Source organism: Streptomyces sp. NPDC053367 (assembly GCF_044545925.1).
In the GTDB taxonomy this organism is placed as follows: domain Bacteria; phylum Actinomycetota; class Actinomycetes; order Streptomycetales; family Streptomycetaceae; genus Streptomyces.
In genome coordinates this window covers 283,903-308,977 of the sequence record NZ_JBITYN010000006.1, presented here as the reverse complement: position 1 = coordinate 308,977, position 25,075 = coordinate 283,903, and the positions used below count along the sequence as shown (strand labels likewise).

Genomic DNA, 25,075 nt, shown 5'->3' with positions numbered 1-25,075 from the left:
CTGCGCGCACGCCGCACGGTAGGACGGAGGCCCTACGGCGGGGTACCCGAGGCCGTGCCGGCAGTCAGCTCGCAGAGCACACAGGTGCATCCGCGCTCATATTGCCCTGCAGAGACGGCTGTGCGCTTTTCTCACTTCCACTGTGCGACTCAACGCCTGCCCACGCATCTGGGCGGCACCGTGCTGCGGGTCGACGTGTCCGGTGCCGCGGACGACGAGGGGGCCGTGCCGACGGCTCGCCGGGCACCATGCACCGCTGCGCGACGACACCGTGTCCCACGAGGGCACTCGTGGAGCCGGCGGCGGTGCTCGAGGCAGACAGTTCCCGCGGCCGGGACTGGGGCGCCGACGAGCCTGCGCCGGTGCCGGCGGACCAACCGTCTAACCCTGCAGGGGAGCGAAGTCACTGCACAGGGCCGATCGCCGTCGGGAGCAGGCCGATCGGTGACGGCCAGGCTCCTGCAGGTGCGGCGGAGGCGACCGACCGACTTGCGAGACGGGCTGGATCTGACGCGAATTCACCGTGTCAGGTACATGCCTGGCAGTGATAGTAGGGCATAACATCGCAACGTCCCGGAGGGGCGGCCGACGGTGTCTCCGGCCCCCCACCGGACAGCCCTTGCCGCTCCTTCGCACAACCGGCCCGCCGGGGCCGGATCCCCCCCCCACGGATGAAGGAGCATCGATGCCCCTCGGCACTTGGCTCAAGGCAGGCACCTCGGCCACAGCGCTCGTCCTGGCCATGGCGGGCGCCGCGACCGCCGCCACCGTTCCCGCGGGTGAATCGTCCGCCGCGCAGGCGGCAGCGGTGACCCTTCACTACGACGACAGCCGCGCCTCAGGCTGGGAAGCCGCGATCGCGGCCGGAGTCGCCTCATGGAACGCGAGCGTGAGCAACGTCCGTCTGGTGGAAGCGGCGCCGGGCACAGTGGCCGAGATCGTGATCGTCGCCACCACCGGCTGGCCCCAGGCCACGCTCGGCCCCGTTCGCCCGGGCCGTCAAGTCCGCGTCGAGCTCGGCAGCCAGGCCGTGGACCAGGGCTACAACAAGACCCGTATCATCGCCCACGAGCTGGGACACAGCCTGGGCCTGCCGGACACCAAGCCCGGTCCCTGCTCACAGCTGATGTCGGGATCGAGCGCCGGCACGGCCTGCACCAACGCCACACCGAACGCCACCGAGCGCTCCCGCGTACAGTCCACCTACGCAAGCGCAAGCGCCGCCGCTCGCGCCGCTGACGGCCGGACCCTCATCGACGCAGCCTGACCACACGGTCTCCGGCGGACGCGCCTCCCGGGGACCTCGCCGAGATCCCCGGGACGAAGTGACCGACCCGTCGCCGATGGCGATGCTGACGGGAAAGGGGCACGCCTCGCCCGCGTGATGAGCGGTGATCGAGCCGCCACCCGTCAGAAGCTCCACATCCGCCGCGCCACGACACCCTCGCCAAGATCGCGGCCGGCTTCGGCATCTCCCTCCGTCAGGTCACGAGGGGCAGCAGTGGGAACACGGAGCGGCCGCGACGGAGTCGCGTCCCGGGTTCTCCGGGTGTGTGCGGCGCGGAAGGGCCGAAGTCGCGGAGCGGACGCCGATCAGGATCTTCCGACGCGCACGCGTGCGGCGGACGGGCGTCACCGCCGAGGCCCGGGACGATGCCGAGCGGCCCGTGACAACGACGGCTTCATCCCTCCCTCGCTTCCGACGTCCGCTCGGAGGCGGCCAGATGCTCCCGCAACGCCGCGTTCTCAGCTTCCAGGAGGGCGATGCGCTTGCGAGCGAAATACAGCTCCATGACGGCGTCCTGGAACTCCGACACGAGCTGCTCAGGGGTCAGTTCCATGGTCAGGCCGGTCCGATCACGGTGACGGTGCCGGAGGAACCGCGCCACTTGAGGGCGCCGCCCTCGGCGTAGAGGACACCACCGTTCGTCGGGTTGCCGACCGGGGCCGCGGTGGCATTGCGGATGCCGATCACGCCGTCGCCGCCGCCGTAGGATTCGGCGCCCGTGACACCGAACATGGCGTTGTGGGCGGCCAGGGCGCCGCTGTTGAGCACGCGCAGCTTCGCGGTGCCCGTACGGTCGCGGATCTCCAGCAGTCGGCCGGCGGAGTCCTCGTTGGCCTGCATCAGAAGCCCGATCAGGGAGTTGCGCTGGGCGATCTCCACCCGCCCGCGCGGGGTCGCCCCGATGGGGAGGCCGATGCCCACCGCTCCGGAACCCTTCACCACGAAGTCGTCCACGCCGTTGTTTCGCAATGTGATGAGGTTGCCCTTGGTGGGACCGGTGGTGTGCGTGACGAAGATGCCCTGCGCGGCGGTGCCGCCCGACTGGTCGGTGACGCCTTCGGTGTCCAGGTACACGGAGACCGCGGCCGCTCCCCCGTCCGAGGCGTCCGCCTGCCCCCGGTGCAGGATCTTCAGTGTGCCCCTGCTCTTCTCCCTCCCGGACAGGTACATCGCCGAGTCCTCCGGATTGTCCGAGGTGACGTTGAGCGCGACACCGTCGCCGGCCACACCGGCCTGATACACGGTCAAGGCGTGGAGCTTCGCCGTCGCCGCCGTCGACGCGGTCTTGAACACTGAGGTCGTGCCACCGTCGGTGCGGAAGTTCCGGGCCTTGACCTCGCCCGGGTACGTCACGTCCCCCTCCGCCTGTCCGGCCTCCTCAGCCGCCGACGCGGTACCCGATCCGGCCGCCACCGTCACGGCCCCCGCCGTGAACGCCCCCATGAACAGCCTGCGCGTACTGGTCACTCTCGCTCCTCACCCCGCCGGATCAACAGTGCGGCACGCTACGCCGTAGCGTGCCTGCGCGCCAGCGCGTCCGACCCTCCGACCACCCAAGTGAACACCGCCACGGCCGAGGTGGCCGCCCACGAGGCAGTTGAGTCGGCCGGTCACGGCGTCCCGAGCGATTGGCCTCGCCGTCGTAGGGGACCAGTCCCACCTCCCCATCCGGGATGGAGCGCCGCACCCGCATGACACACCGTTGCTGCCGTCGTTCACCGCTCGTCCGCAACGTGGCGGGATCGCTCCGCATGACAAGCGGGCCGTGTTCGCGGCAACGCCGTACACGCCGACCGGCGGCCCTGCATGGCGGCATCCGGCGTTGCAGGAAGTGCGTTTGATCGTCTGTTGTAGCCTTCCCGGATGGCGGACGAGTTGGGCGTGGTCGAACGGATCTGGCGGTACCCGATCAAATCGACCGGCGGTGAGCTGCTGCGACGAGCAGAGGTCGACGCGCGAGGTCTCGTCGGTGACCGCCTCTTCGCAGTACGCGACGCCGACGGCAAGTTCGGCTCGGGGAAGAACACCCGCCGCTTCCGCAGAATGCCCGGTCTGCTGCAGTTGCGCTCCCGCTACCTCGATGAAGCCGGAAAGCCGGAACTGCTGGACCCGCAGGGCGTGGCCGTTTCGGATCCGACTGCCTACCTGCGCTGCTACCTCGGCCGTAAGGACGTCGAGATAGCCCGCGAGGAAACGATCTCCCACTTCGATCAGCTCCCCATCAGCGTTCTGACCACTGCCACCCTCGAGTGGGTGCGCGCGGCTGTCCCCGGTGTACCGGTGGACGAGCGGCGCTTCCGGCCGAATCTCCTGCTGCGCACGCCGCCGGGCACCCCTGCGTTCGTGGAGGACGAGTGGTTCGGGAGTACGGCGAGGATCGGCTCCGGCCTGTGCGTGGAGTTCGTGCGATCGAGCGAGCGATGCGTGATGACCAATGAGGCCCAGCAGGACTTGCCGCACTCCCCGCTGGTGTTGCGGGCCGTCGCGCAGGCGCACGACGCCCGGTTGGACGCGCTGGCCACGGTGGTGGCGCCCGGGCTGGTGCAGCTCGGTGACACCATCGCGCTTCTTTGACACCTGCCGCCAAGAGGTCCTGGCAAGGATGTGGACATGGTGCCGTGCGGCTCGCCCCGCTCGGCGGTCACCGGCCGGATCCCGCGCTGTCGCAGGAGCCAGCGGTACTTGTCGGGGCGTGACCGCGGTCCACGAAAGGCCTGTCGGGCCGCCGGCTCGGCCTGCCGACGACTCCCGCGAGACCGGGATCTTGTCGAGCAGTGGCAGAAGTCGAATGGCGTCGTTGCGGCTTCGGCCGGTCAGCGACGCCGCGAGCCGGATGCCCTGGCCGTCGGTGTCGATGTGGTGTTCGCTGCCCGGTCTCGCACCTTTCGGCGATGTCGACGGTCCCGCCGAAGGAACCACCCGGTGCCTGAACAGCAGCCTCCGACGCTTGACCGCCCGCGGTGGTGCTCGTCCTTCGGTGCCGGCTCACCACGGCCTCGCCAGTTCTTCATCCGCGTACCGCTCTTCACGCCCCTGACGCCCCCCGCGTCCGGCGGGCCCCGCCTTCGCCGAACTCCGGAACGCGGGGGCCCGGCGGCAGTCGCTGGCCGACCACGAAGGACCCGACCGCGGCGATCACCACCAGCGCCACCGTTTCCACGTTGCCGAGCAACAGCACGACCAGAACAACACCGCTGACGGGCAGCCGTAGAGCGGCGGTCACGGAGGCCGCCATCCCGATCGCCATGGCCGGCACCAGCCCGAGACCCGGCAGCGGCGCCAGCAGAACGCCGGCAGCACCTCCCAGGAACAGCGCGGGGAACACCGGGCCACCGCGCAGGCTGCCCAGACACAGCGTGTAGGCAAGGCCCTTGAAGACCAGCACAGCGAGAAGTGCGCCCACGGACCAGGCGTGCGGATCATGCGCCAGGCCGGCCAGCGTGGACTCTCCGGACAGGGCGGCTTCGGCCGGCGAACGACCGGTGGCGAGCGCGTAGGCCGTGACACAGCCCGCCGCGCCCAGCGCGCACACCACGGTGTTCCGTACGACGCGGCTTTCCACGAACCGCGCGACGAACTGCCCGCCGACGAAGATCCAGTGGACGAAGAAGGCCACGGAGGGAGCCAACACCGGCACCCAGAGCACGTCCGCCCAGTCGAGGGGTGGCGGCGTGGGCAGGCCGATGTTCAAGCTCCCCGTCTCGAAGCCGGTCCAGTGGACGAACCCGGTGAAGATCAGGTCGCCGACGCCACTGGCCAGCAGAGCCGGCAGCATCACCGCGAACAGTTGCGGCCCGCCCACCCCCGCCACCTCCATCAGGAGTACGGCGCCCACCACCGGGTTGCCGAAAAGCGCGGAGATGGCTGCCGCGGCCCCGGCGGCGCCGAGCAATGCCGTGCTCGCTTCGGTCTGCGGCGCCCGGGCGAGACTCGCGAGATACAACGCCAGTCCGCCGCCCAGGGCGATCAGCGGAGCCTCGGGTCCCAGGACGGCACCGAGCGGCAGACCGACCAGCGCGGCGATCACGACGCCCGGCAGCGCCGCTTTGGTGACCCCGCCCGCGTGCAGCCCGCCCGCCGGAATGTGCCCACCCCGGCCAGGAAGGTGTGCGACCACCAGGGCGACCACAAGCCCGGCCACTGTCAGCAGGGGAATCCCCCACCACCAGGGAGCCTGCCGCCGGCCCAGGTCCTTGGGCCAGTCCGTCCAGATCAGCTGTTCCAACTGGTGCACCGCTACGAGAAACCAGAACGCGGTCAGCGCCACCGGGATACCGATCAGTGCACAGAACACCAGCGCTCTGCGGTACTCGGGGCGGCCGAGCATGGTCCGTAGCAGGTCGGCTTCCGGCAGCTGGCTTCCCGAGACGATCCCGGAGCCGCTCTCCGACGTCGTTTCGGCGATGAGTCCTCCCCGAGTTTGGTGCCACGGACATGGCCGTGTCCGTGTGAACGCTGGACGCGCGTCATGGCCACATATCGGGATGAACGTACATCCAGTGGGTCACGCGCTCGTCGTCCCACGCCTGCCAGGGCGGCTCAGCCCCGCTTGACCGCCTGCTCAGCGGGGCGGTGACGGAGGGGCGAACCGACGGCACGACGCGCTGCGGTGGGCACGACGGTCGAGTCCGTTCGACAGCCGAGGCCGACGACACGGTGGTGCCGGCTTCGGCCGACGGCCCGGCCGGCCGGCCGGCTGCGCCCTCCCGGTTGGAAAGCCGAGCGTGATCAGACCGCGGTCACGTCGCACGGCTTTCGGTGTGCCCCTTGTTGCGGGCTGCCTTCGGTCACCGACTGCTGGGCCCGCCTGCCCGCGAGACCCCCCTTGGCTCGTGGCAGCATGCAGGTCGGCGAACGCCCCGTCCAGTGTGCTTCTGCCGACGTCAGACGCCTGCACGGTCGAGGGTCAGCCGTTCGGGACCGATGTTGCGCTCCAGCAGGCTGGTGGACGCTCTCACACCGACGCCGCTGACAGGATCCACCTCGGGCAGCCGGCCGTCGGCCGCCCTCAGCCCGATGAGCGCAGCGTCGATCGCCTCGTGCGCGGCGAAGAGGCACGGGGTGCTGTAGATCGCCACGTCGATGCCGAGGTCGGACAGTTCACCCAGGGAGAGCCGGGGGGATTTGCCACCTGCGATCTGGTTGAACAGCAGAGGCTTGCTCCCGACCACCTTGCGGATACGCCCGATCCATTCGGCGCTGCGTACGCCGTCGACCAGTACCACGTCCGCGTCGGTCGCCGCCAGCCGCTGGGCACGCCGGAGGATGTCCTGCTCGTCCGTGGCGTCCGTGCGGGCGACGACGACCAGGTCCTTGCGCGTTCGCAGTACCTTGTCCAGCTTCTCCAGGTACTCCTCCAGCGGCAGCACCTGCTTGCCGTCCGCGTGACCGCAGCGGCGGGGCCGTTTCTGGTCCTCCAGGATGACGCCCGAGGCGCCGATGCGCTCCAGTCCCTCGACGACGTGACAGGCGACCTCGGGGTCGACGTAGCCGTCGTCGATGTCGACCAGCAGATGGTGGTGCGGAAATGCGCCCCGCAGCCGCTGGACGAAGGCCATCATGTCGGGCCAGGCGATGAATCCGATGTCGGGCAGGCCGTAGTACGAGGCCGCGAACCCGAAGCCCGAGACGAACATCCCGTCGTAGTGCTTGGCCGCGATCGAAGCGGAGTACATGTCGTACACGCCGATCAGCGGTGTGGTCCCGGGCCCGGCGATGCGCTCGCGCAGTCTCATGCCGTGGGTCAACGTCCGGCTCCTTCTGTGGGTGGTGACGCGGATCGGGCTCGGCCGCCGCGTCTGAACGCCCTTTGCCGAGACAAGAGCATCCCCAGGTGGTCACGTGACCATCCATGAGGGCCCGGCTCTGCTCACTCCAATGGCGGAGGCGGTTCACCGCAGAAACGTCACTCGGCAGGCCATACCGTCAGGGAAGACCACCTTCGAGCTGCGTGCGACACCTGAGGAAGGCGATGCTCGACCGGCTGGGGACTGTCGCTCGGATCCGGGCCCGCCGACCGGTTCGCGCACCAGGTCACTCGGCGAAGGACACCTCACCGTCCCGGTCCCGGCCACGGCGGGGTGTCCGCCCACGCGCCCTCGGAGCGCCGAAGACAGCCGGCGTGACCGGCGTGACCGGCGTGACCGAGGAGCGTGGCGGGGCGGGTTTGGACCAGTCCGGCCTCGGTGGCGGCGTCGAAGCCGTCGTCGACGGCGACCACGTCGCGGCCTGCGGCGTCGAGCAGGGAGGCGGCGATCGCCGCGCGCATCCCGCCTGCGCAGTGCACCCACACCACTCCGTCCGGCACCTCGCCGATGCGACCGCGCAGTTCGTGGATCGGGATGTGGACGGAGCCTTCGACGTGGCCGCCCGCACGCTCGGAGTTCCGGCGCACGTCCAGCACGATGACGTCGTCGCCGCGCCTGCGGGCATCGGCCAGGTCGGCGAAGCGGGCGCGAGGGAAGGTGGCGAGCCGCTCGCCCGCACGGATCCAGCCGGCCGGGTCTCCGGTGGCGGCGGCGGCCGGGCGGTCGATGCCCACGCGCGCCAGCTCCCGCTGCGAGGCGGCGATCTGTCCCGGATCCCCGGCGAGCAGGGTGACGGGCTTGCCCCACGGCCGGAGCCAGGCGAGGTAGGTGGCGAGCTTGCCGTCGCCCTCGAAGTTGAACGATCCGGCGACATGTCCCTCGGCGAAGACCATGCGGCTGCGCAGGTCCACGACCCACTCGCCGGCGGCCAGCCGCCGGGCGATCTCCTCGGCGTCCGCGCGCCGGGGCGGGGTGAGGTCGACCGGCGCGGGCCCCTCGGCGTTGGCCGGGCCCATGTGCGCGTAGTAGGCGGGCACGTCGTCGAGCCCGGCGAGCAGCTGGGAGACGAAGGTGTCCACGTCCAGGGTCAGCGCGTCGTTGGTCCTGCGCTCTTTGCCGATCGTGGTCGCGTCCCCCTTGGTCCGCGAGGAGGTGCAGAAGCTGCCGAAGCCGTGGGTGGGCAGTACCGGCACCTCGTCGTCCAGCTCGTCGACGAGCCGGTGGGCGGAGGCGTGCTGGGCGCGGGCCAACTGCTCGGTCAGCCGCGGCTCGACCAGATCGGGGCGGCCGACGGTGCCGATGAGGAGGGATCCGCCGGTGAAGGCCGCCACACCGCGGCCGCCCTCGGTGAGGGCGTAGGAGGTGTGGTGCGGGGTGTGCCCGGGCGTGGCCATCGCGCGCAGCACCAGCCCCTCGTCGACCGTCACGGTGTCGCCGTCGGCGACCGGGGTGCGGGCGAACGACACGTGCGCCCCGGCAGGCACCAGGTACTGGGCGCCGGTGACTCGCGCCAGCTCCAGGCCGCCGGTGACGTAGTCGTTGTGCACGTGGGTCTCGGCCACGAAGGCGATGCTCACCCCGCGGCGGGCCGCTGTGGCGATGACCTGGTCGATGTCCCGCGGCGGATCCACGACCACCGCGGTGGCGGGGCCGCCGGCGAGGTAACTGTGGTTGCCCAGGCCCTGGAACTCCAGGGTGTCGACGAAGAACACGGCTCATGACTCCTTTCGTGCGGTCGACGTACCCCCGGGGGTATCCGCCTCCCACCTTGACAGGTGTAACCGGGGGGTATCCAGGAGGAAGGGAAGCCCCCTGCTCACGGACGCGTCCACTCGTCTCGGCGGGGCCGCGGTTCACGGTACGGAAGAGGAGGACGCCGCCGGCGATCAGCAGGGCCCGGAACAACACGATGGTCAGCGACCTCGGCGAACCAGCCCCAGCCGGTCATGTCATGAGCGTTCCGGTACGCCATCGGTGATCACTCCCTCGCCCCGACACCCGGGCCCTGGAACGGCCCGGGCAACCAGCCCTCACGCGTGCGGAACCAGTGCGACCGGGCAGCGCACGTGGTGGATCAGCGCGTGGGCGACCTGCCCGGTGTGCGGGCCGACCGCGGGGTGACGCCGGCGGCTGCCCACCACGAGCAGGCCAGCGCCGCCCGCGGCCCGGACGAGGACATGTGCCGGGCGTCCCTCGTGCAGGTCCTCCCTGACGAAGACCGCGGGATACTTCTCCCGCCAGGGGCCGAGCCGTCCGGCGAGTTCGCGTTCCGCCGCCGTCCTGACCCTCGCGCGTTCTTCGGCGTCCGGCAGGCCGTGGGAGAGCGGCACGCGCCAGGCGTGCACGACGCGCAGCGGTGCCCGGCGCAGGTCGGCTGCGTGGAAGGCGAAGTCGAGGACCTCCTCGCACGGGCCGTCGAGGTCGACGGCGACCGCGATGTCACGGAACGGGGTGCGCAGCGACGGCTTTCCGTCGCCGTCCGGCAGATGCTCGTCCTCAGCGGTCTCACCCGCCCGTACGAGGACGATCGGCCGCTCGATGCGGGCCACGGTGGCCATGGCGACCGAACCCGAGATGAACCCGCCCAGGCCGCTGGGGCCCTGGCTGCCGATGACCAGGAGGTCGGCGTTCCCGGCTTCGCCGAGCAGGGCGGGAACGGGCAGTCTGCAGACCTGCTCCGCGGTGATGGTCAGCTGCGGGTACCGCTCGCCCAGCCGGTCGAGCGCGGTGTGCAGCACATGACGGGCATGCAGTTGCGGGGCCCTCAGCTCGGGCAGCTCCGCCTCGGCGGCCCCTTCCGGCAGGCCCACCTCCCACGCGTGCACGAGCCGGAGCGGCAGTCCGCGCCGCAAGGCTTCCCTGGCCCCCCACTCGGCCGCGGCCTGGCCCTCGGGCGTGCCGTCGACACCGGTCACAACGTATCTGATCATGACCGTCACCTTCCTGATCACTCGCGTGTACGTGGGGGGGGGAATGCGGCTGCGGCCGCCGGGCCGCGCTCACCTGCTCGCCGCCGTGTCGGCCGCGCCATACCCAGCACCTCCGTGGAGGCCGGTCGCTCCTGGGACCAGCGTCCTGCCGCAGCGGACGCGGACGGGAGGGGCCGACCGGCCCGATCGGGGGCCGGGCAGCCCCCACGGACCGACGCGGCCGCTCACCCGCGATGCGGCACGACGGCCACCGGGCACAGAGCGCGGTGCAGCAGTGTGTGGGCCACCCGCCCGAGCTGGAGCCCGAAGTGTCCCTGCCGGCGGCGGGCCCCGACGACCACGAGGTCGGCCGCGGCCGAGCGGCGCACCAGGACCTTGTGGGCCGGCCCCTCCGCCGTCGTACGCCGCACCCGCACGTCCGGGTGGCCGCCGATCGCGTCGCGCAGCAGCTCGTCCAGCAGGGCGCGGGCCTGCTCCTCGTGCTCCAGGCCGGGAGCCTCGGCGGGCTCGGCGGTGTCTGCGGTCTCGTACGCGGGGCAGCGCCAGCTCCGTACCACGTCGAGCGCGCATCCGCGGATCTCCGCTTCGCGCAGGGCGAACCGCGCCGCTTCCCCGCCGGCCTCGGGGTCCCCGGCACCGAGGAGGATCCGCTCGTGGGTGCCGGCCAGGCCGGCCCTGTCACCTCGTACCACGATCACCGGGCAGTGCGCGCGGGCCGCGACGGCCAGGCCGACGGAGCCGAGCAGCAGTCCCGTCAGCTCGCTGCGGCCGCGGGAACCGGTGATCAGGGCGGTGGCGTTGTCGCCCTCCTTCAGCAGTGCCTCCGTCGCTTCGGCCGGGAAGACGTCGGTGGAGAACTTCACGTCGGGATTGCGGCGCCGGGCACGCTCCGCCGCCGAAGCGACGATGTGATCGGCCAGCACCTGCGCGGACGGCCGTGCGAGAGTGACCGACGGAAGGGCGCTCTCGTAGTGTTCCCAGAGGGAGGCGTGGACCAGCCGCAGGGGAAGCCCGTGCCGGGCAGCCTCGTCCACCGCCCAGTCGACCGCCAGCAGGCTGCCGTCCGATCCGTCCACGCCCACCACGAGGGGAAGTTCCAGCGTCATCGTGCCCACCGCCTCGAAACTTGGGCAGTCTTCAGGTCCACTGCCACCGTGGCACCCGTGGCAGCCGGACAGGAGGGGCTGTCCGGCCCCGGCCGGGACCGTTCGGCCCACCTCGCCGCCCGTGCGGACCTGCGATCGGGTCGTGCCGTCGGTCGCCGCACCTGTCCCGCGGCTGCGTTTCACCCGGGGTCGCCCAGCAGCAGCCGGCGTGTGCTCCCCGGCTGCACGAGGACCGTCCGGTCGGGCAGCCGTACGTCGATCGGCAGGAGGTCGGACGAGGGCACGTCGATCTCCAGGTGTCCGCTACCCAGCTTCAGCCGCACGCCCCAGTGCCCCTGGTAGTGCAGCGAGAAGGCGTACGACGACAGTTCCGGCAGGGGCACGGGGTCCAGCCACAGCGCGCCCTGGCGGGTCTCCAGCCCGGTGAGACCTCGCTGGACCAGGTCGAGGGTGCCGGCCATCGCCCCGAGGTGGATGCCCTCGCCCGTGGTCCCGCCTTGCAGGTCGGCCACGTCTCCCCTGAGTGCCTCCAGGCAGAAGGCCCATGCCTCGGCGCGTCGGGCGCGGGCCAGGACCCAGCCGTGGACGAGACCGCTCAGAGTGGAGCCGTGACTCGTGCGGCCCAGGTAGTGGTCGACGGTGCGCCGCCAGGTGTCCTCGTCGAGTGGATGTCCCAGTCGCTCGAACAGGGACCGGAGTTCAGCCGGTGAGAAGAGGTACCCGAGCATCAGCACGTCCGCCTGCTTCGACGCCCGGTAGCGGTTGACCGCATCGCCCTCCGCCTCGAGGATCCGGTCCAGGCGCCTGATGTCGTCGTACCGCCTCCGGTATCCGTCCCAGTCCAGTTCGGCCAGGTCGCCGTAGCCGTCGAACTGGCTGACGAGTCCCTCGTGGAAGGGGACTCGCAGAGTCCGCGACACCTCCTCCCAGCGTTCCAGCTCGCCGCTGTCCAGGGCGGTGCGCTCGAAGAGCTCGGCCCGGCGCGGCGCAGGAAGGCGTCGCAGCACCTCCAGGGCTCGGACCAGCACCCAGGCAGCGGTGACGTTCGTGTAGGCGTTGTCGTCGACGCCGGGTCTGTCGGCCCCGGGGTACGCGTCGTGATACTCGTCCGGGCCGACCACCCCGAGGATCCTGTGCCGGCCCAGTCCGTCGTCCCAGGTGGCCGAGTCCGCCCAGAAGCGCGCGATCTGCAGCAGCATCTCGGCGCCCTTGGTGTGCAGGAACTCGTCGTCCCCGCTGGCCTGCCAGTACTGCCACAAGTTGTACGCGACGGCCGAGCCGACGTGGTGCTGAAGGTGGGTGTGGTCCGGCAGCCAGCGCCCCGATCGCGGGTTGAGGTGAAGCCGCGGGGACTCCTCACGTCCGTCGCTGCCGCTCTGCCACGGGTACAGCGCGCCCCGCCGGCCGACGGCCCGCGCCGCCGCGCAGGCCCGGTCCAGCCGCCGGTGGCGGTAGCGCAGCAGGGCGCGGGAGACCTCGGGGAAGTGGAGGTTGAGGTAGGGCAGGACGAACAGTTCGTCCCAGAAGACGTGGCCGCGGTACGCCTCACCGTGCAACCCACGGGCCGGTACGCCGACGTCCAGGTCCGCGGTGTGCGGCGACAGGGTCTGCAGGACGTGGAAGAGGTGCAGGCGCAGAATGGCCCCCGGCTCGCCGGGTACGTCGATCTCGGCTCGCCGCCACAGCTGCTTCCAGGCAATGCGATGGGACTTCAGCAGCGCGTCGTACGCGGGCGCGGCCGTGACCCGGTCGACGGCGGACTGTACCGGGTCGCTGATCGCCGGGTCGCGCGAGGTGTGCAGCGCCACCGTCTTGTCGACGGTGAGGGTGCGTCCGGGCTCCAGCACCAGGCGTACCTGCTGGACGGCACGCAGGTGCTCGTGCGCGGTGGTGACCGGAGCATGCGTCGTCAGCCGGCAGGCCATGCCGATCCGGATGTCCGACGTACGGGTGCGGCAGCGCAGCCAGACGGTCTCCGCACCGGTGGTGCCGGTGTGCACATGGACCAGGTGCCGTCCGTCCAGGCCGCGGTAGCGCGGTACGCCCGCGTTGGTCACTCCCCCGTCCAGTGCCGCTTCGACGTCCAGTTCCGTCGTCGCGCCCTGCACGGTCACCTCGGTGCGCAGGGCGGCCAGGTGGGGATCGGCCATGTGCACGATCCGCTGCTGGCGGACGGACAGGACCGCGCCCGCGGCCAGTCCGTAGCGGGTGGCACGCTCCAGCACCCCAGCCTCCAGGTGCAGAACCTCGGTGTGGGCGAGGACCGGTGCGGTGTCGGGGGTGAGCCAGGCCCCACCTGCTTCTCTGAAGCGCAGGGGCAGCCAGTTGGGGAGGTTGACCATGTCCTCGTTCTCGACACGGTGCCCGGCCACGACGGAGGTGAGCCGGTCATGGCAGCCGGCCGCGTACGTACCCGGATAGTGCGTGTCGTCGGCATCGCACTCGGGCAGGGCGCCACGCGTTGCGAAGCGGCCGTTGCCCAGGGTGCACAGCGTCTCTCGCAGGCGTGCGCCGACGGGATCGTAGCCCTCGTACTCCCAGGTCCAGTCCGTCATGCGGACCCTCTCGGCCGTTCCGGGCCGGTCGCCCGGGTGAAGGTTCCTGCCGGTCCAGTGTCACTCCGGACCGGGCGTCACGCCGCCTTCACGGGGTTGGCGCGGCCGGACCGGGCTCGCGCGAGGTGTCCCGGTGCGCCCCGTCGTTGTGTCCGGCCGTGTGCGCGGCCGGCGCCGAAGCGGGCGCGCACACGGTTGGTGGTGCAGGCACCCGTCCCGCCGCACCGGACCGTGATCGTCAGCGCCCCGTTCCTTTGGTCCGCCTCGGCCTCGTCGCCCCTCGCTCCGGCGGGAGCCGGACGGTGCGGGCGAAGGTGCCCAGGCGGAACCCGGTGCGGCGACTGCACCCCGGAGAACCCGGTCTCGGCCCAATGCCTCGACTGGCGCGGCGGCGCGCGGCCCGGCAGCGTGGCAGATGACGCACCCTCCGAATGCCGAGTGAGGTGACCATGCAGACCTCTGAGCCGCTGCCACGGGTGATCGTGGGCGTGGACGGGTCCCCGTCGTCCTACGCGGCCCTGCGCTGGGCCGACCGCTACGCACGCCTCGTCGGCGGTGTCGTGACAGCGGTCCACGCCTGGGACACCCCGTCGGAGACGGGCTGGAGCGGACCGGCGAGCGACACCGACTTCGACCTGCAACAGGCGCGGGAGCGTTTCACGCAGGAGCTGAGTTCGGTCTTCCCCGACGGGCGTCCCCCCGGAATGACCGAGCACCTCGTCGAGGGAGACCCCTCGGAGGTGCTGATCCGGGCCTCGGAAGGCGCGGACATCCTCGTCGTGGGCCGCCGGGGACGGGGAGGCTTCGCGCGCGCGATGCTGGGCTCGGTCAGCCAGCGCTGCGCCCAGCACGCAGCCTGCCCCGTGGTCGTGGTCCGTCCCGACGGGGACTCCGCCCGCTGACACGACGGGCTCCGTCCGGCCCGCCGGAACGCGCCGGAGGGCCGCGGCCGGGCGACGGTGTCCGCTGCCGTGGCACACGGCCTCCGGCGGAGGGACCCGCGCCGCCGAGGCCGAGGTGGCCCCGTCACCGGTCACGCCTACCAGACACGGGTACGCGGCCACCTCCTGACCGTGGATCAGCCGCGCTTCGACGGCGGCAACGACACCGCCCCCACGCCCGTGGAGCCCCCGGCGCGACGACGGGTCCGGGCTCGAACACGGTCCGCGCCGACAGGGCCGACAGGCCTCGATGACCGGGGCCGAACCGGACCGATGTCGTGCACAACGGCTCAAGTCCGCCACCCGCGGCCGGTGCCAGCCTGGATGCACGGCACGCGAACGACATCGGAGAGTGAGGGGCCCGAAGGGAGAACGTCATGCGCCACCGTACGGTAGGAGATCTCATGACGCGCGGTGTCGTCCGGGTGGGAAGGGACGCCCCCTTCAAGGCCGTGGTCAAGCTGCTGGCCGAACACGACGTGACCGCGCTGCCCGTGATCGACGCACTGGGGCACCCCGTCGGTGTGGTGTCGGAGGCCGACCTGCTGCGCAGCGTCGCCGTGCGGCCGGACCCCGTCGGCCTGCCGCTGGTGTCCCGCCACGCGAACGGGGCCCGGCCAGGGGACAGCGCTCCGACGGCCGGGGAGCTGATGACCACGCCCGCGGTGTGCGCGCGGCCCGGGTGGACCGTCGTCGAGGCGGCCCGGGTGATGGACGCCGAGGGCGTCAAACGTCTTCCCGTGGTGGACGAGACCGAGACGCTGGTGGGCATCGTCAGCCGAAGCGACCTGCTGCGCGTCTTCCTGCGCCAGGACGATGCGCTGCGCGAGGAGATCGCCGGGGACGTGCTGACCGGGACGCTGGGCCTCGCCCCGGCGGACGTGCGGGTGGACGTGAACGAGGGCAGGGTCGCGCTGAAGGGGCGTGTCCAGGCCCAGGAACTGATTCCCGTCATCGAACGGCTGTGTCTCGGCGTCGACGGCGTCGTGTCCGTGACCACCGACATCGTGGCGGTCTGACACCGGCCCGACGGCGAGGGACGTACGGGCCGGAAGAAAGGGTCCGGACGTCCCTACCGGGTGACGGGGCCGGCATGCCCAGACTGGATTGGGGGTGAGGACAATGCGTGCGCTCATCTACCACGCCCCGGGGCGGATCTCCTGGGACGTCGTCAAGGATCCGGTGCTCCAGGCGCCGACGGACGCCCTCGTACAGGTCGAGGCGACCACCGTCTCCGAACGCGACCTGCGGGTCGTACGGGGAGATCTGCCGCAGGTCGAGCCGGGCACCGTGCTCGGCCACGAGGCGGTCGGTGAGGTGGTGGACGTGGGGCCCGCCGTGCTCGCCCGCAAGCCGGGCGACCGGGTCATCGTCTCGGCCGTGTCCGCCTGCGGGCAGTGCGCCTGCTGCCGGGCCGGCAGCTACGGCCTGTGCGAGGCCGGAGGCCGGCTCCTCGGACGCCGGATCGACGGCACCCAGGCGGAGATGCTCCGTGTGCCGTTCGCCGATCACTCCACATACCTGTGGCCCGCCTCGCTGCAGGCCCAGCACGCCGTTCTGCTGTCCGAGGTGTTGCCCGCCGCGTACGAACTGGGCGTACGCGCGGGCGGAGTCGGCCCGGGACACACCGTGGTCGTCGTGGGCGCGGGTCCGGTCGGTCTGGCGGCCGTGCTCCTGGCACGCGTCCACTCGCCCCGGAAGGTCATCGCGGTCGACCTGTCCCAGGCCCGCCTCGACACCGCCGTACGAGTGGGCGCCGACGCGGCCCACCTGCCCGGGACGGCGATCGCGGAACTGGCGAGGGGGCCGGGCGCCGACGTCGTCATCGAGGCTGCCGGGAGTCAGGAGAGCTTCCTGCTGTCCACCCGCCTCGTGCGGCGCGGGGGCACGGTCGCCGTCGTCGGCATCCACACCAGCCCCGTTGCCCTGCACCTGGAGACGCTGTGGAACAGTGACGTCACCATCCGGACCGGCCAGGTCGACACCTACTCCGTGCCCTGGCTCCTCGATCTCGTGCGGCCCGGCGGGCTCGATGTCTCGCCGCTGGTCAGTCACGTACGAGCTCTGGCGGACATGACGGACGTCTACGACGACGCCTCACACGGGACGGCGACGGGAGCCCTCAAGATCGTCGCCCTGCGTGAAGCCGCCGAGGCCGACTACCGGTTGAGCGTGGCCGATGCCTCCCGGTGACGCCGCGACCAGGAGGCCGCCAGGGGACTCCGGGCCGAAGAGGCATGCTCCGGTGGCTCGGGCGGTGCTCCTGGACGGCTGAGTGCCGAAGCCCCTGGCGGGCCCGGCGTGAGGACGCCCCCCGGCGTGAGGACGCCCCCCGGCGTGAGGACGCCCCCAGCCCTGAAGAGCCTTCCGCTTCACCGCTCGGCTCCCGCCAGGGTCTTCCGGCCCCGTGCGCCGGGCGCCCCGGCCTCCGCGACGCCGGCCTTCGCGACGCCGGCCGACGCCGCCGCCATCCTGGTCGACGGGACGGGCCGGGCCCAGCGGTCCCGCCGACGGGTCCGGACGGCACGGTGTCCGAGGACGTTCGCCCCCTCGCGTGTCCTCAGGCGGCCGACGAGGCTGGGTCATGTGCGACTTCCGCCCGTGAGCCACAGCTCGGGAGACGATCACGATGAAGCGGATCCAGCAGGAGAAGCGCCCGCCGTCTCCTCGTAGGCCGGCGCCTCTCGACCTCCGTTCCCCTTCCGGTCGGCCGTTGCCCTACTGACGGCCCGGCCGGCAGCCGGAGCCGGAGCCGGATGTCCGTCGCCGCCGCGGGCACCCATCCCAGTCACTCCGCGGTGTCCCCGGTCCCTTCGCCTCGTCCGGGCAGCTGGAGGCCGATCTCCCGGGCCCAGTCGTCGACGGCGGGCCGGTCGCGGTGGTCGCCGTGGCGCAGGCCCATGACCCCGGACTCCAGTCGGCCCGCCCGGGTCAGGTGGCCGGGTTCGATGTGCCCCGAGAAGAAGCGGTGGCCCCGAGGGTGCGCCCTCGCGCGTGCCCGGCTTCACCGGGGTCGTCCCGGCGCTCACGCTGCCCTTCTCAGGGGTCCGGTGGCATGCCCGCCGCTGTCCGGCGGTCTCCTGCGCTGACTCCCGCCTCAGGAACGCTGTCGCGTCGGACGCCGGTCCGCAGGAGAAGGCCCGGGCCCCGGCAGCGGACCAGCCCGCACGGCCGTGGGGCCGCAGGGCCCGCTTCGGGGCCGTTCGGCCCCTGTCCGGCCGCGGGGACGTTCGGGCAACGTCGGGGTATGAGCACGCGCGGGCGGATCGCCGTCATCGGCGTCGGCAACGACTTCCGACGCGACGACGGGGTGGGCTGGTCCGTGGTGCGCCGACTGAGTGAGCGGCCCCTGCCGTCGGGGACGGACCTGGCGGTCTGCGACGGCGACCCGGGACGTCTGATCGGCCTGTGGGAGGGCGCCGGACTGGCCGTGGTGGTGGACGCGGCGCACGCACATCCCGGCACGCCGGGGCGCGTGCACCGGCTGGAACTCGATGGCGGCCAGGTCACCGGCGCGTCCTCCACCAGTTCCCACGGACTGGGGCTCGGTGAGGCCGTGCAACTGGCGGACGCCCTGGGCCTGCTGCCCCAACGCCTGGTGGTGTACGCGGTGGAGGGTGCCGAGACCTCTCTCGGCACCGGCCTCTCACCCGCCGTCGCGGCCGTCGTGGACGCGCTCGCGGACGCCGTGGAGCGGGAGGTCGTACGGCACCTGGACATGCCGGCGGGGAGGTTCACATGACCACGCGGCACTTTCACGTCGAGGGCGTCGTGCAGGGCGTCGGTTTCCGGCCCTTCGTGTACCGCACCGCGACCGCGCTCGGCCTCTCCGGCTGGGTGGCCAACGTCGACGGGCGGGTCGAGGGAGACGTGTGCGGTCCGGCACCGGTGATCGAGGAGTTCGCCGCCCGGCTGCGCGACGACGCCCCGGCGCTCGCCCGGGTCCGTCAGGTCGAGCTGACCGGGAGCGACGGGCGGGCGGTGTACGGCGACGGGTTCGACGTACGGCGCAGCGCGCCGGGCTCCCGCGGGCCCTGCGTCCGCGAGGTGCCGCCCGACGCCGCGATCTGCGACGCCTGCCTGCGCGAGCTGCGCGACCCCGCGGACCGTCGCTACCGGTATCCGTTCGTCAACTGCACGGACTGCGGGCCGCGCGCCACGATCATCGAGGACCTGCCCTACGACCGGGTCCGCACCACCATGCGCCGCTTCCCGCTGTGCGCCGACTGCGCGGCCGAGTACGCCGACCCAGGAGACCGGCGCTTCCACGCCGAGCCCGTCGCCTGTCCGGCCTGCGGCCCCCGCCTGGCCTGGGACGACCTGCGCGGCGAGGCCGCCCTGCGGGCCGCGGTGCGCACCGTCGCGGCGGGCGGGATCGTCGCGCTGAAGGGCCTCGGCGGCTACCAGCTGGTCTGCGACGCGACCGATCCGCGGGCCGTGGCCGACCTGCGGCGCCGCAAGCACCGCCCCACGAAACCGCTCGCCGTGATGGTCCCCGGCGTGGCGGCGGCGACCCGTCTCGCCCACCTGAACACCGGCGAGCTGCACGCCCTCACGGCCCCGGAACGGCCCGTGGTGCTGCTCGGCCGGCGTCCCTGGCACGGCACCCCGCCTCTCGCACCCGAGGTCCACCCCGGTCTGCGCCGGGTGGGCCTGTTCCTGCCGACCACGGGACTGCACCAGCTGCTGCTCGACGAACTGGCCCGGCCCCTCGTCGTCACCAGCGGCAACCGCAGCGGCGAACCCATAGCCGTCGACGACGCCGGCGCCCGGCGTGCGCTGGCCGGCGTCGCGGACGGCTTCCTCACCCACGACCGGCCGATCCGCTCCCGCTACGACGACTCGGTGGTCGCCTTCGCCGGCCGCACCCGCGTCACGGTCCGCCGGGCCCGCGGACTGGCTCCCGCTCCCCTGCCGCTGGACGTACGGCAGCCCGTCGCCGGGGTCGGCGCCCACCTCAAGCACACCTTCACCCTGGCCGCCGACGGACGCGCCCACCTCGGGCCGCACACCGGCGACCTGGCCGACCTCGCGGTACACGAGGCGTTCCTCGCGTCGTACGAGCAGCTGAAGCACCTCACCGGCGTCGAGCCGCAGGTCCTCGCGCACGACCTGCACCCCGGCTACCTGTCCACCCAGTGGGCCGAGACGCAGCCGCTCCCGCGCATCGCCGTCCAGCATCACCACGCACATGTGGCGGCCTGCGCGGCCGAGCACGGCGTGACCGGCCCCTTCGTCGGAGTCGCCTACGACGGGCTCGGGCTCGGCGACGACGGCACCCTGTGGGGCGGGGAGATCCTCGTCGCGGATCTGACCGGCTACCGCCGGGTCGGCCGGTTCGCCACCGCCCCCCTGCCGGGCGGCGAGGCCGCGGTGCGCCACCCGTCCCGTACGGCCCTCGGACATCTGCTGGGCGGTGAGGTGCTCGGCTCGCCGCGCCCGTACCCGTGGCTCACCCGGTCCTTCACGGGCCGGCTCGACCCGGCGGAGCTCGCGGCCGTGCGCGCGATGATCGCGCGCGACGTCAACTGCCCACGCGCCTCAAGCGCCGGACGTCTCTTCGACGCCGTCGCCTCCCTGCTCGGCCTCACGGACGAGGTGAGCTACGAGGGTGAGGCGGCCGTGCTGCTGGAGGCGGCGGCCGACGCGGAGCCCGCGCTGCCGCTGGCCGGCCGGGTGGTGCGGGCCGGCGGACTGTGGGTGTACGACTCGGCGCCCACCCTGACCGAGCTGCTGCACCGGCGTCTGGAGGGGGAATCGGTCAGCCACCTCGCCGCGGCCTTCCATCTCACTCTGGCGATCGTCACCGCGGACATCGTCGGCCGGGCCGTGGCGGAGGGCGCGCCCCGGACGGTGTGCCTGGCCGGCGGCTGCTTCGTCAACCGGCGCCTGCTCGGCGAGGTCCGCCGCCGGCTGCGCGCCCAGGGGCTGACGGTCCTGGTGGGCGGCCAGGTGCCGGTCGGGGACGGCGGAATCAGCTACGGCCAGGCCGCCGTCGCGGCGGCACGCCTGGCCGGGAAGGAGTGAGCGGCCATGTGCCTGGGCATTCCCGGACGGATCCTGGAGATCCACGACGACGCCGGACTGCGCGTGGGCACCGCCGACTTCGGCGGCGTACGCCGAGAGGTCTGCCTGAGCTGCACGCCCGAGGCGGACGTCGGGTCGTACGTCATCGTGCACGTCGGCTTCGCCATCACCCTCGTCGACGAGACCGAGGCCCGGCGCACGCTCGCCGTGCTGCGTGCGATGGCGGGCGCCGTCGAGGCGGAGCTGGGCGAGCCCCTGCCCGCCGAGCGGCGTCAGGAGGGACCCGGGCGGCCCGGCGGTGAGGGCCGGTCGGCCCCTGCCGCGCCCGCCCCCGACAGCCCACGCTGAAGACAGGAGGGCACCACAGCGGCCACGGACTAGGAGGCCCGCCATGACGGCCACAGTTGTCGACCGGGACGGTCTCGACGCCCTGGTCGCCGCCCTGGTGGCGGATGGCCGGACCGTGATCGGTCCGACGGTGCGGGACGGCGCGGTGGTGCTCGCGGAGCTGACATCGGCGGACCAACTGCCCTACGGCTGGGGCGTCGAGCTCGACGCCGGCCGCTACCGGCTGGTCCCCCGGGAGGACGGCGCCGCCTTCGCGCACAGCGCGGGACCGCAGTCCTGGAAGGACTGGCTGCACCCGGCGCGCGAACGGCTGTGGAGTGCCGACCGGACCCCAGAGGGGCAGCTGGACTTCACCGCGGAGCCGGAGGACGACGTCGCGTACGCCTTCCTCGGGGTCCGCCCGTGTGATCTGCGGGCCATCGCGATCCAGGACCGCGTCCTGGCCGGGGGGCGGCAGGAGGACTCCCGCTACGGTGCGCGCCGCCGCCGTGCGCTGCTGATCGCCGTCGAGTGCACCGAGCCGGGCGCGACCTGCTTCTGTGTGTCGGCCGGCGGTGGCCCGGCGGCCGACGCCGGGTTCGACCTGGCCCTCACCGAGGTGGTGGACGACGAAGGGCACCGCTTCCTGGTGCGCGCGGGCAGCGAGGAGGGCGCCCGGCTGCTGGAGCGGGTGCCGGCCCGCCCGGCCGACCAGGCCACCGAGGACGCCGCGCGGACGTCCGTCGACGCCGCCCGCGCCCGTATGGGCCGCGCCCTGCCGACGGGCGACCTGCGCGAGCTGCTGGCCGCGAGCCCGGACGCCGAACGCTGGAACGACGTCGCGGCCCGCTGCCTGACCTGCGCCAACTGCACGATGGTGTGCCCCACCTGCTTCTGCACGACGACCGAGGAGGTCACCGACCTCACCGGCGATCACGCCGAGCGCTGGCAGCGCTGGGACTCCTGCTTCGACCTCGACTTCTCGTACCTGCACGGTGACGGCCCGGTGCGGGCCTCGGCCCGCAGCCGCTACCGGCAGTGGCTCACCCACAAACTCTCCACCTGGTACGACCAGTTCGGCTCCTCCGGATGTGTCGGCTGCGGGCGCTGCATCGCCTGGTGCCCGGCCGGCATCGACATCACCGAGGAGGTCGCCGCACTGGACGCGGAACGCCGGGTCCGCAGCGGAAGGGACGATCAGCGATGACCGCCGTGCCCGTCCCCCATCGGGTGGTGGCCCGGCGGCGGGAGACCGCCGACACGGTCACGCTGCGGCTCGCACCGGTCGGCGAGGGCCTCGCGCCCTTCGCGCCGGGCCAGTTCGCGATGGTGCACTGCTTCGGGCGCGGCGAGATCCCGGTCTCGGTCAGCTCCGTGCAGGCCACCGGTGGTCTCGCGCACACGGTCCGGGCGGTGGGCGCCGTGTCCGCCGGTCTGTGCGCGGCTCGGCAGGGGGACGTGGTCGGGCTGCGCGGACCGTACGGGACCGCCTGGGAGCTCGAACGGGCACGCGGCGCCGACGTACTCGTGGTCGCGGGCGGCATCGGATTCGCCCCGCTGCGGCCGCTGATCCTGCTGGCCCTCGCCGAGCCGGCGGCGTACCGGCGGATCAATGTGCTGCTCGGTGCGCGGACACCGCGGGACCTGCTCGGCGGCCACGAGGTCGCCCGCCTGCCGGCCACCTACACCGGCGTCACCGTGGACCGGCCCGGGGCCGACTGGAGCGGGCACGTCGGGCTGGTCACCCGGTTGCTGGACGAAGCCCTCTTCGACCCGTCCGGCAGCTGGGCGTTCGTGTGCGGGCCCGAGCCGATGATCCGGGCCACCGCCCGCGACCTCGCCGGGCGCGGGGTGCCGCGGGAGCGGATCCGTGTGTCTCTGGAGCGGAACATGCGCTGTGCGACCGGGCACTGCGGCCACTGCCAGCTCGGCCCGCTGCTGCTGTGCCGCGACGGCCCCGTCGTGGGCTGGGACCGGGCCGAGGACCTGCTGTCCGTGAGGGAGTTGTGATGGCCCCGAAACTCGCCGTGTTCAAGCTGGCCTCCTGCGACGGCTGCCAGCTCACCTTGCTGGACTGCGAGGATGAACTCCTCGCGCTGGCGGGCCGGGTGGAGATCGCGCACTTCCTGGAGGCGTCCAGCGCCGTGGCGCCCGGCCCCTACGACCTGTCGCTGGTGGAGGGTTCGGTCACCACCGCCCAGGACGCCGAGCGGGTGCACGCGATCCGCGCAGCGTCCCGCCACCTGGTGACCATCGGCGCCTGTGCGACCGCCGGCGGCATCCAGGCACTGCGCAACTTCGCGGACGTCGACGAGTACCGGCGCACGGTCTACGCCCGTCCCGAGTACGTCTCCACGCTCGCCGACTCCACGCCCGTCTCCGCCCATGTGCAGGTCGACTTCGAGCTGCGCGGCTGCCCGGTCGACCGGCGGCAGCTCCTGGAGGTCATCACCGCGTTCCTCGCCGGCCGCAAGCCCGACGTGCCGAACCACAGCGTGTGCTTCGAGTGCAAGCGGCGCGGCGCGGTCTGCGTCATGGTCGCCCACGGCACACCCTGCCTCGGCCCCGTCACCCACGCCGGCTGCGGCGCCCTGTGCCCGGCCTACGGGCGCGGCTGCTTCGGCTGCTTCGGCCCGGCCGGGTCGGTGAACCTGCCCGCGCTGATCCCGTTGCTGCGCCGCGACGGCCTCGACGACGACGCCGTAGGACGCTTCCTGCACACCTTCAACGCGGCCGCCTTCGACAAGGAGCTGGAGCCATGACGCACCGCGGATCCCGGATCCTGCACGTCGGCTCGCTCTCCCGGGTCGAGGGCGAGGGCGCGCTGCGCCTGTACGTCCACGACGGCACGGTCACCGGGGCGCGGCTGGAGATCTACGAACCGCCGCGGTTCTTCGAGGCGTTCCTGCGCGGCCGGTCCCACACCGAGCCGCCGGACATCACCGCGCGGGTGTGCGGGATCTGCCCCGTCGCCTACCAGATGAGCGCCTGTGCCGCTGTCGAGGACGCCTGCGGCGTGCGCGTCCCCCCGGTGATCCGTGACCTGCGCAGGCTGCTGTACTGCGGCGAGTGGATCGAGAGCCAGGCCCTGCACATCCACCTGCTGCACGCCCCGGACTTCCTGGGCTGCCCGAGCGCGATCGACCTGGCGCGCACCCACCGTGCCGAGGTGGAGCGGGGACTCAGGCTGAAGAAGGCCGGCAACACGCTCATGGAGGTGCTGGGCGGTCGGGCGGTGCACCCGGTGAACGTACGCCTGGGAGGCTTCCACCGGGCCCCCTCGCCCCAGGAACTGCGGCCGGTGCGCGCACAGTTGGAGCGGGCCCTCGATGACGCCTGGGGCGTCGTGCGCTGGGTGGCCGGCTTCGGTTTCCCCGACGCCCGGACCGACGCCGACTTCCTGGCGCTCGCCACCCCCGGCACCTACGCCGTGGACAGCGGCACGCCGACCGTCCTGCGCGCCGACGGCAGCGGATACTCCTTCCCCGTGCGGGAGTTCACCGGACACGTCACCGAGTCGCATCTGCCGCACTCCACCGCGCTGCACTCCCGGCTCGACGGACGGCTGCACCTGACCGGCTCCCTCGCCCGGTTCGCGATCAGCGGGCGGCTGCTGTCGCCGCTCGCCCGGCAGGCCGCCGTCGAGGCCGGGCTGGGCGACCCGCGCGAGGGCGCCGTGTGCCGCAACCCGTACCGGTCGATTCTGGTGCGCGCCGTGGAGACGCTGTACGCCGTCGAGGAGGCACTGCGCATCATCGACGCCTACGAGCCGCCCGCGCGCCCCTACGTCGACGTCCCGCCGGTCCCCGGCACGGGGCACGGGGCGACCGAGGCACCGCGCGGGCTGCTCTACCACCGCTACACCATGGACGCCGACGGCGTGATCACCGATGCCGTGCTGGTACCGCCGACCGCGCAGAACCAGGGCGCCATCGAGGACGACCTGCGGCGGCTCGCACAGGAGGCCCTCACCACGGGCGACCCGCCGGACGACGAGCTGACGTTCCTGTGCGAGCGGGCCATCCGCAACCACGACCCGTGCATCTCCTGCTCCACCCACTTCCTCGACCTGACGGTCGTCCGCACCTGAGGAG

The 25,075-nt window shown here is 72.7% G+C and carries 20 protein-coding genes; 12 read left to right on the top strand and 8 right to left on the bottom strand.

Translation table 11 applies throughout. The features are described 5' to 3' along the window. The first annotated feature begins 685 nt into the window (after positions 1-685). Positions 686-1,267 carry a snapalysin family zinc-dependent metalloprotease gene (locus tag ACIGXJ_RS19205; protein WP_399646597.1) on the top strand — a complete coding sequence of 194 codons (582 nt, stop codon included), beginning with the start codon at positions 686-688 and terminating at the stop codon, positions 1,265-1,267. A 415-nt stretch (positions 1,268-1,682) separates the two neighbouring features. Here ACIGXJ_RS19205 and ACIGXJ_RS19200 read toward each other — a convergent pair whose 3' ends face one another. Both ACIGXJ_RS19200 and ACIGXJ_RS19195 read right to left on the bottom strand, forming a co-directional pair. Further along, complete coding sequence (locus ACIGXJ_RS19200; protein ID WP_399646594.1) at positions 1,683-1,841, bottom strand: hypothetical protein; 159 nt, start codon at positions 1,839-1,841, stop codon at positions 1,683-1,685. Positions 1,842-1,843: 2 nt separating this feature from the next. Continuing rightward, positions 1,844-2,755 (bottom strand): hyaluronoglucosaminidase, encoded by a 912-nt coding sequence (locus tag ACIGXJ_RS19195; protein ID WP_399646591.1) that lies wholly within the window; start codon positions 2,753-2,755, stop codon positions 1,844-1,846. A 396-nt stretch (positions 2,756-3,151) separates the two neighbouring features. Between ACIGXJ_RS19195 and ACIGXJ_RS19190 the strand changes: the two genes are divergently transcribed. Beyond that, positions 3,152-3,862 carry an MOSC domain-containing protein gene (locus ACIGXJ_RS19190; protein WP_399646588.1) on the top strand — a complete coding sequence of 237 codons (711 nt, stop codon included), beginning with the start codon at positions 3,152-3,154 and terminating at the stop codon, positions 3,860-3,862. Positions 3,863-4,313: 451 nt separating this feature from the next. Here the strand turns inward: ACIGXJ_RS19190 and ACIGXJ_RS19185 are convergent, their stop codons facing one another. From ACIGXJ_RS19185 to ACIGXJ_RS19160, 6 genes are all read right to left on the bottom strand, one after another. Continuing rightward, positions 4,314-5,615, bottom strand: coding sequence for a chloride channel protein (locus tag ACIGXJ_RS19185; protein ID WP_399646586.1), 1,302 nt, complete (start codon positions 5,613-5,615; stop codon positions 4,314-4,316). Positions 5,616-6,171: 556 nt separating this feature from the next. After that, positions 6,172-7,035, bottom strand: coding sequence for an oxaloacetate decarboxylase (locus ACIGXJ_RS19180; protein ID WP_399646582.1), 864 nt, complete (start codon positions 7,033-7,035; stop codon positions 6,172-6,174). Between the two features lie 305 nt (positions 7,036-7,340). Next, entirely contained in the window at positions 7,341-8,807 is a 1,467-nt protein-coding gene (locus ACIGXJ_RS19175; RefSeq protein WP_399646579.1) for a rhodanese-like domain-containing protein, read from the bottom strand. 318 nt (positions 8,808-9,125) lie between these two features. After that, positions 9,126-10,025 carry a universal stress protein gene (locus tag ACIGXJ_RS19170; RefSeq protein WP_399646577.1) on the bottom strand — a complete coding sequence of 300 codons (900 nt, stop codon included), beginning with the start codon at positions 10,023-10,025 and terminating at the stop codon, positions 9,126-9,128. Positions 10,026-10,249: 224 nt separating this feature from the next. After that, on the bottom strand, positions 10,250-11,131 hold the full coding sequence (locus tag ACIGXJ_RS19165) for a universal stress protein (RefSeq protein ID WP_399646574.1): 882 nt from the start codon (positions 11,129-11,131) through the stop codon (positions 10,250-10,252). A 179-nt stretch (positions 11,132-11,310) separates the two neighbouring features. After that, positions 11,311-13,686: a glycoside hydrolase family 65 protein gene (locus ACIGXJ_RS19160; RefSeq protein ID WP_399646572.1), complete on the bottom strand. Its 2,376-nt coding sequence runs from the start codon at positions 13,684-13,686 to the stop codon at positions 11,311-11,313. Between the two features lie 449 nt (positions 13,687-14,135). Here ACIGXJ_RS19160 and ACIGXJ_RS19155 point away from each other — a divergent pair, with 449 nt between their 5' ends. The 10 genes from ACIGXJ_RS19155 to ACIGXJ_RS19110 all read left to right on the top strand — a co-directional run bounded on the left by ACIGXJ_RS19155 (position 14,136) and on the right by ACIGXJ_RS19110 (position 25,071). After that, the gene (locus tag ACIGXJ_RS19155; protein ID WP_399646570.1) at positions 14,136-14,588 is read left to right on the top strand and encodes a universal stress protein; all 453 of its coding nucleotides are present in this window, start codon (positions 14,136-14,138) and stop codon (positions 14,586-14,588) included. Positions 14,589-15,004: 416 nt separating this feature from the next. Further along, positions 15,005-15,646, top strand: a complete 642-nt coding sequence (locus tag ACIGXJ_RS19150; RefSeq protein WP_399646567.1) for a CBS domain-containing protein — start codon at positions 15,005-15,007, stop codon at positions 15,644-15,646. Between the two features lie 103 nt (positions 15,647-15,749). After that, positions 15,750-16,820, top strand: a complete 1,071-nt coding sequence (locus ACIGXJ_RS19145; protein ID WP_399646564.1) for an alcohol dehydrogenase catalytic domain-containing protein — start codon at positions 15,750-15,752, stop codon at positions 16,818-16,820. A gap of 1,054 nt (positions 16,821-17,874) precedes the next feature. Beyond that, a complete protein-coding gene (locus ACIGXJ_RS19140; protein WP_399646562.1) occupies positions 17,875-18,369 on the top strand; it encodes a hydrogenase maturation protease in 495 nt (164 codons plus the stop codon). Next, complete coding sequence (hypF, locus tag ACIGXJ_RS19135; protein WP_399646559.1) at positions 18,366-20,654, top strand: carbamoyltransferase HypF; 2,289 nt, start codon at positions 18,366-18,368, stop codon at positions 20,652-20,654. Before ACIGXJ_RS19140 ends, hypF begins: the two co-directional genes overlap by 4 nt. Before the next feature lie 6 nt (positions 20,655-20,660). Continuing rightward, positions 20,661-21,002 (top strand): HypC/HybG/HupF family hydrogenase formation chaperone, encoded by a 342-nt coding sequence (locus ACIGXJ_RS19130; RefSeq protein WP_399646556.1) that lies wholly within the window; start codon positions 20,661-20,663, stop codon positions 21,000-21,002. A gap of 43 nt (positions 21,003-21,045) precedes the next feature. Continuing rightward, complete coding sequence (locus ACIGXJ_RS19125) at positions 21,046-22,188, top strand: 4Fe-4S dicluster domain-containing protein (protein ID WP_399646553.1); 1,143 nt, start codon at positions 21,046-21,048, stop codon at positions 22,186-22,188. After that, the gene (locus ACIGXJ_RS19120) at positions 22,185-22,991 is read left to right on the top strand and encodes an FAD/NAD(P)-binding protein (protein WP_399646551.1); all 807 of its coding nucleotides are present in this window, start codon (positions 22,185-22,187) and stop codon (positions 22,989-22,991) included. The genes ACIGXJ_RS19125 and ACIGXJ_RS19120 overlap by 4 nt, the downstream gene beginning before the upstream one ends. Next, complete coding sequence (locus ACIGXJ_RS19115; protein ID WP_399646548.1) at positions 22,991-23,743, top strand: oxidoreductase; 753 nt, start codon at positions 22,991-22,993, stop codon at positions 23,741-23,743. The genes ACIGXJ_RS19120 and ACIGXJ_RS19115 overlap by 1 nt, the downstream gene beginning before the upstream one ends. Further along, a complete protein-coding gene (locus ACIGXJ_RS19110) occupies positions 23,740-25,071 on the top strand; it encodes a Ni/Fe hydrogenase subunit alpha (protein WP_399646546.1) in 1,332 nt (443 codons plus the stop codon). Before ACIGXJ_RS19115 ends, ACIGXJ_RS19110 begins: the two co-directional genes overlap by 4 nt. Positions 25,072-25,075 lie beyond the last annotated feature (4 nt).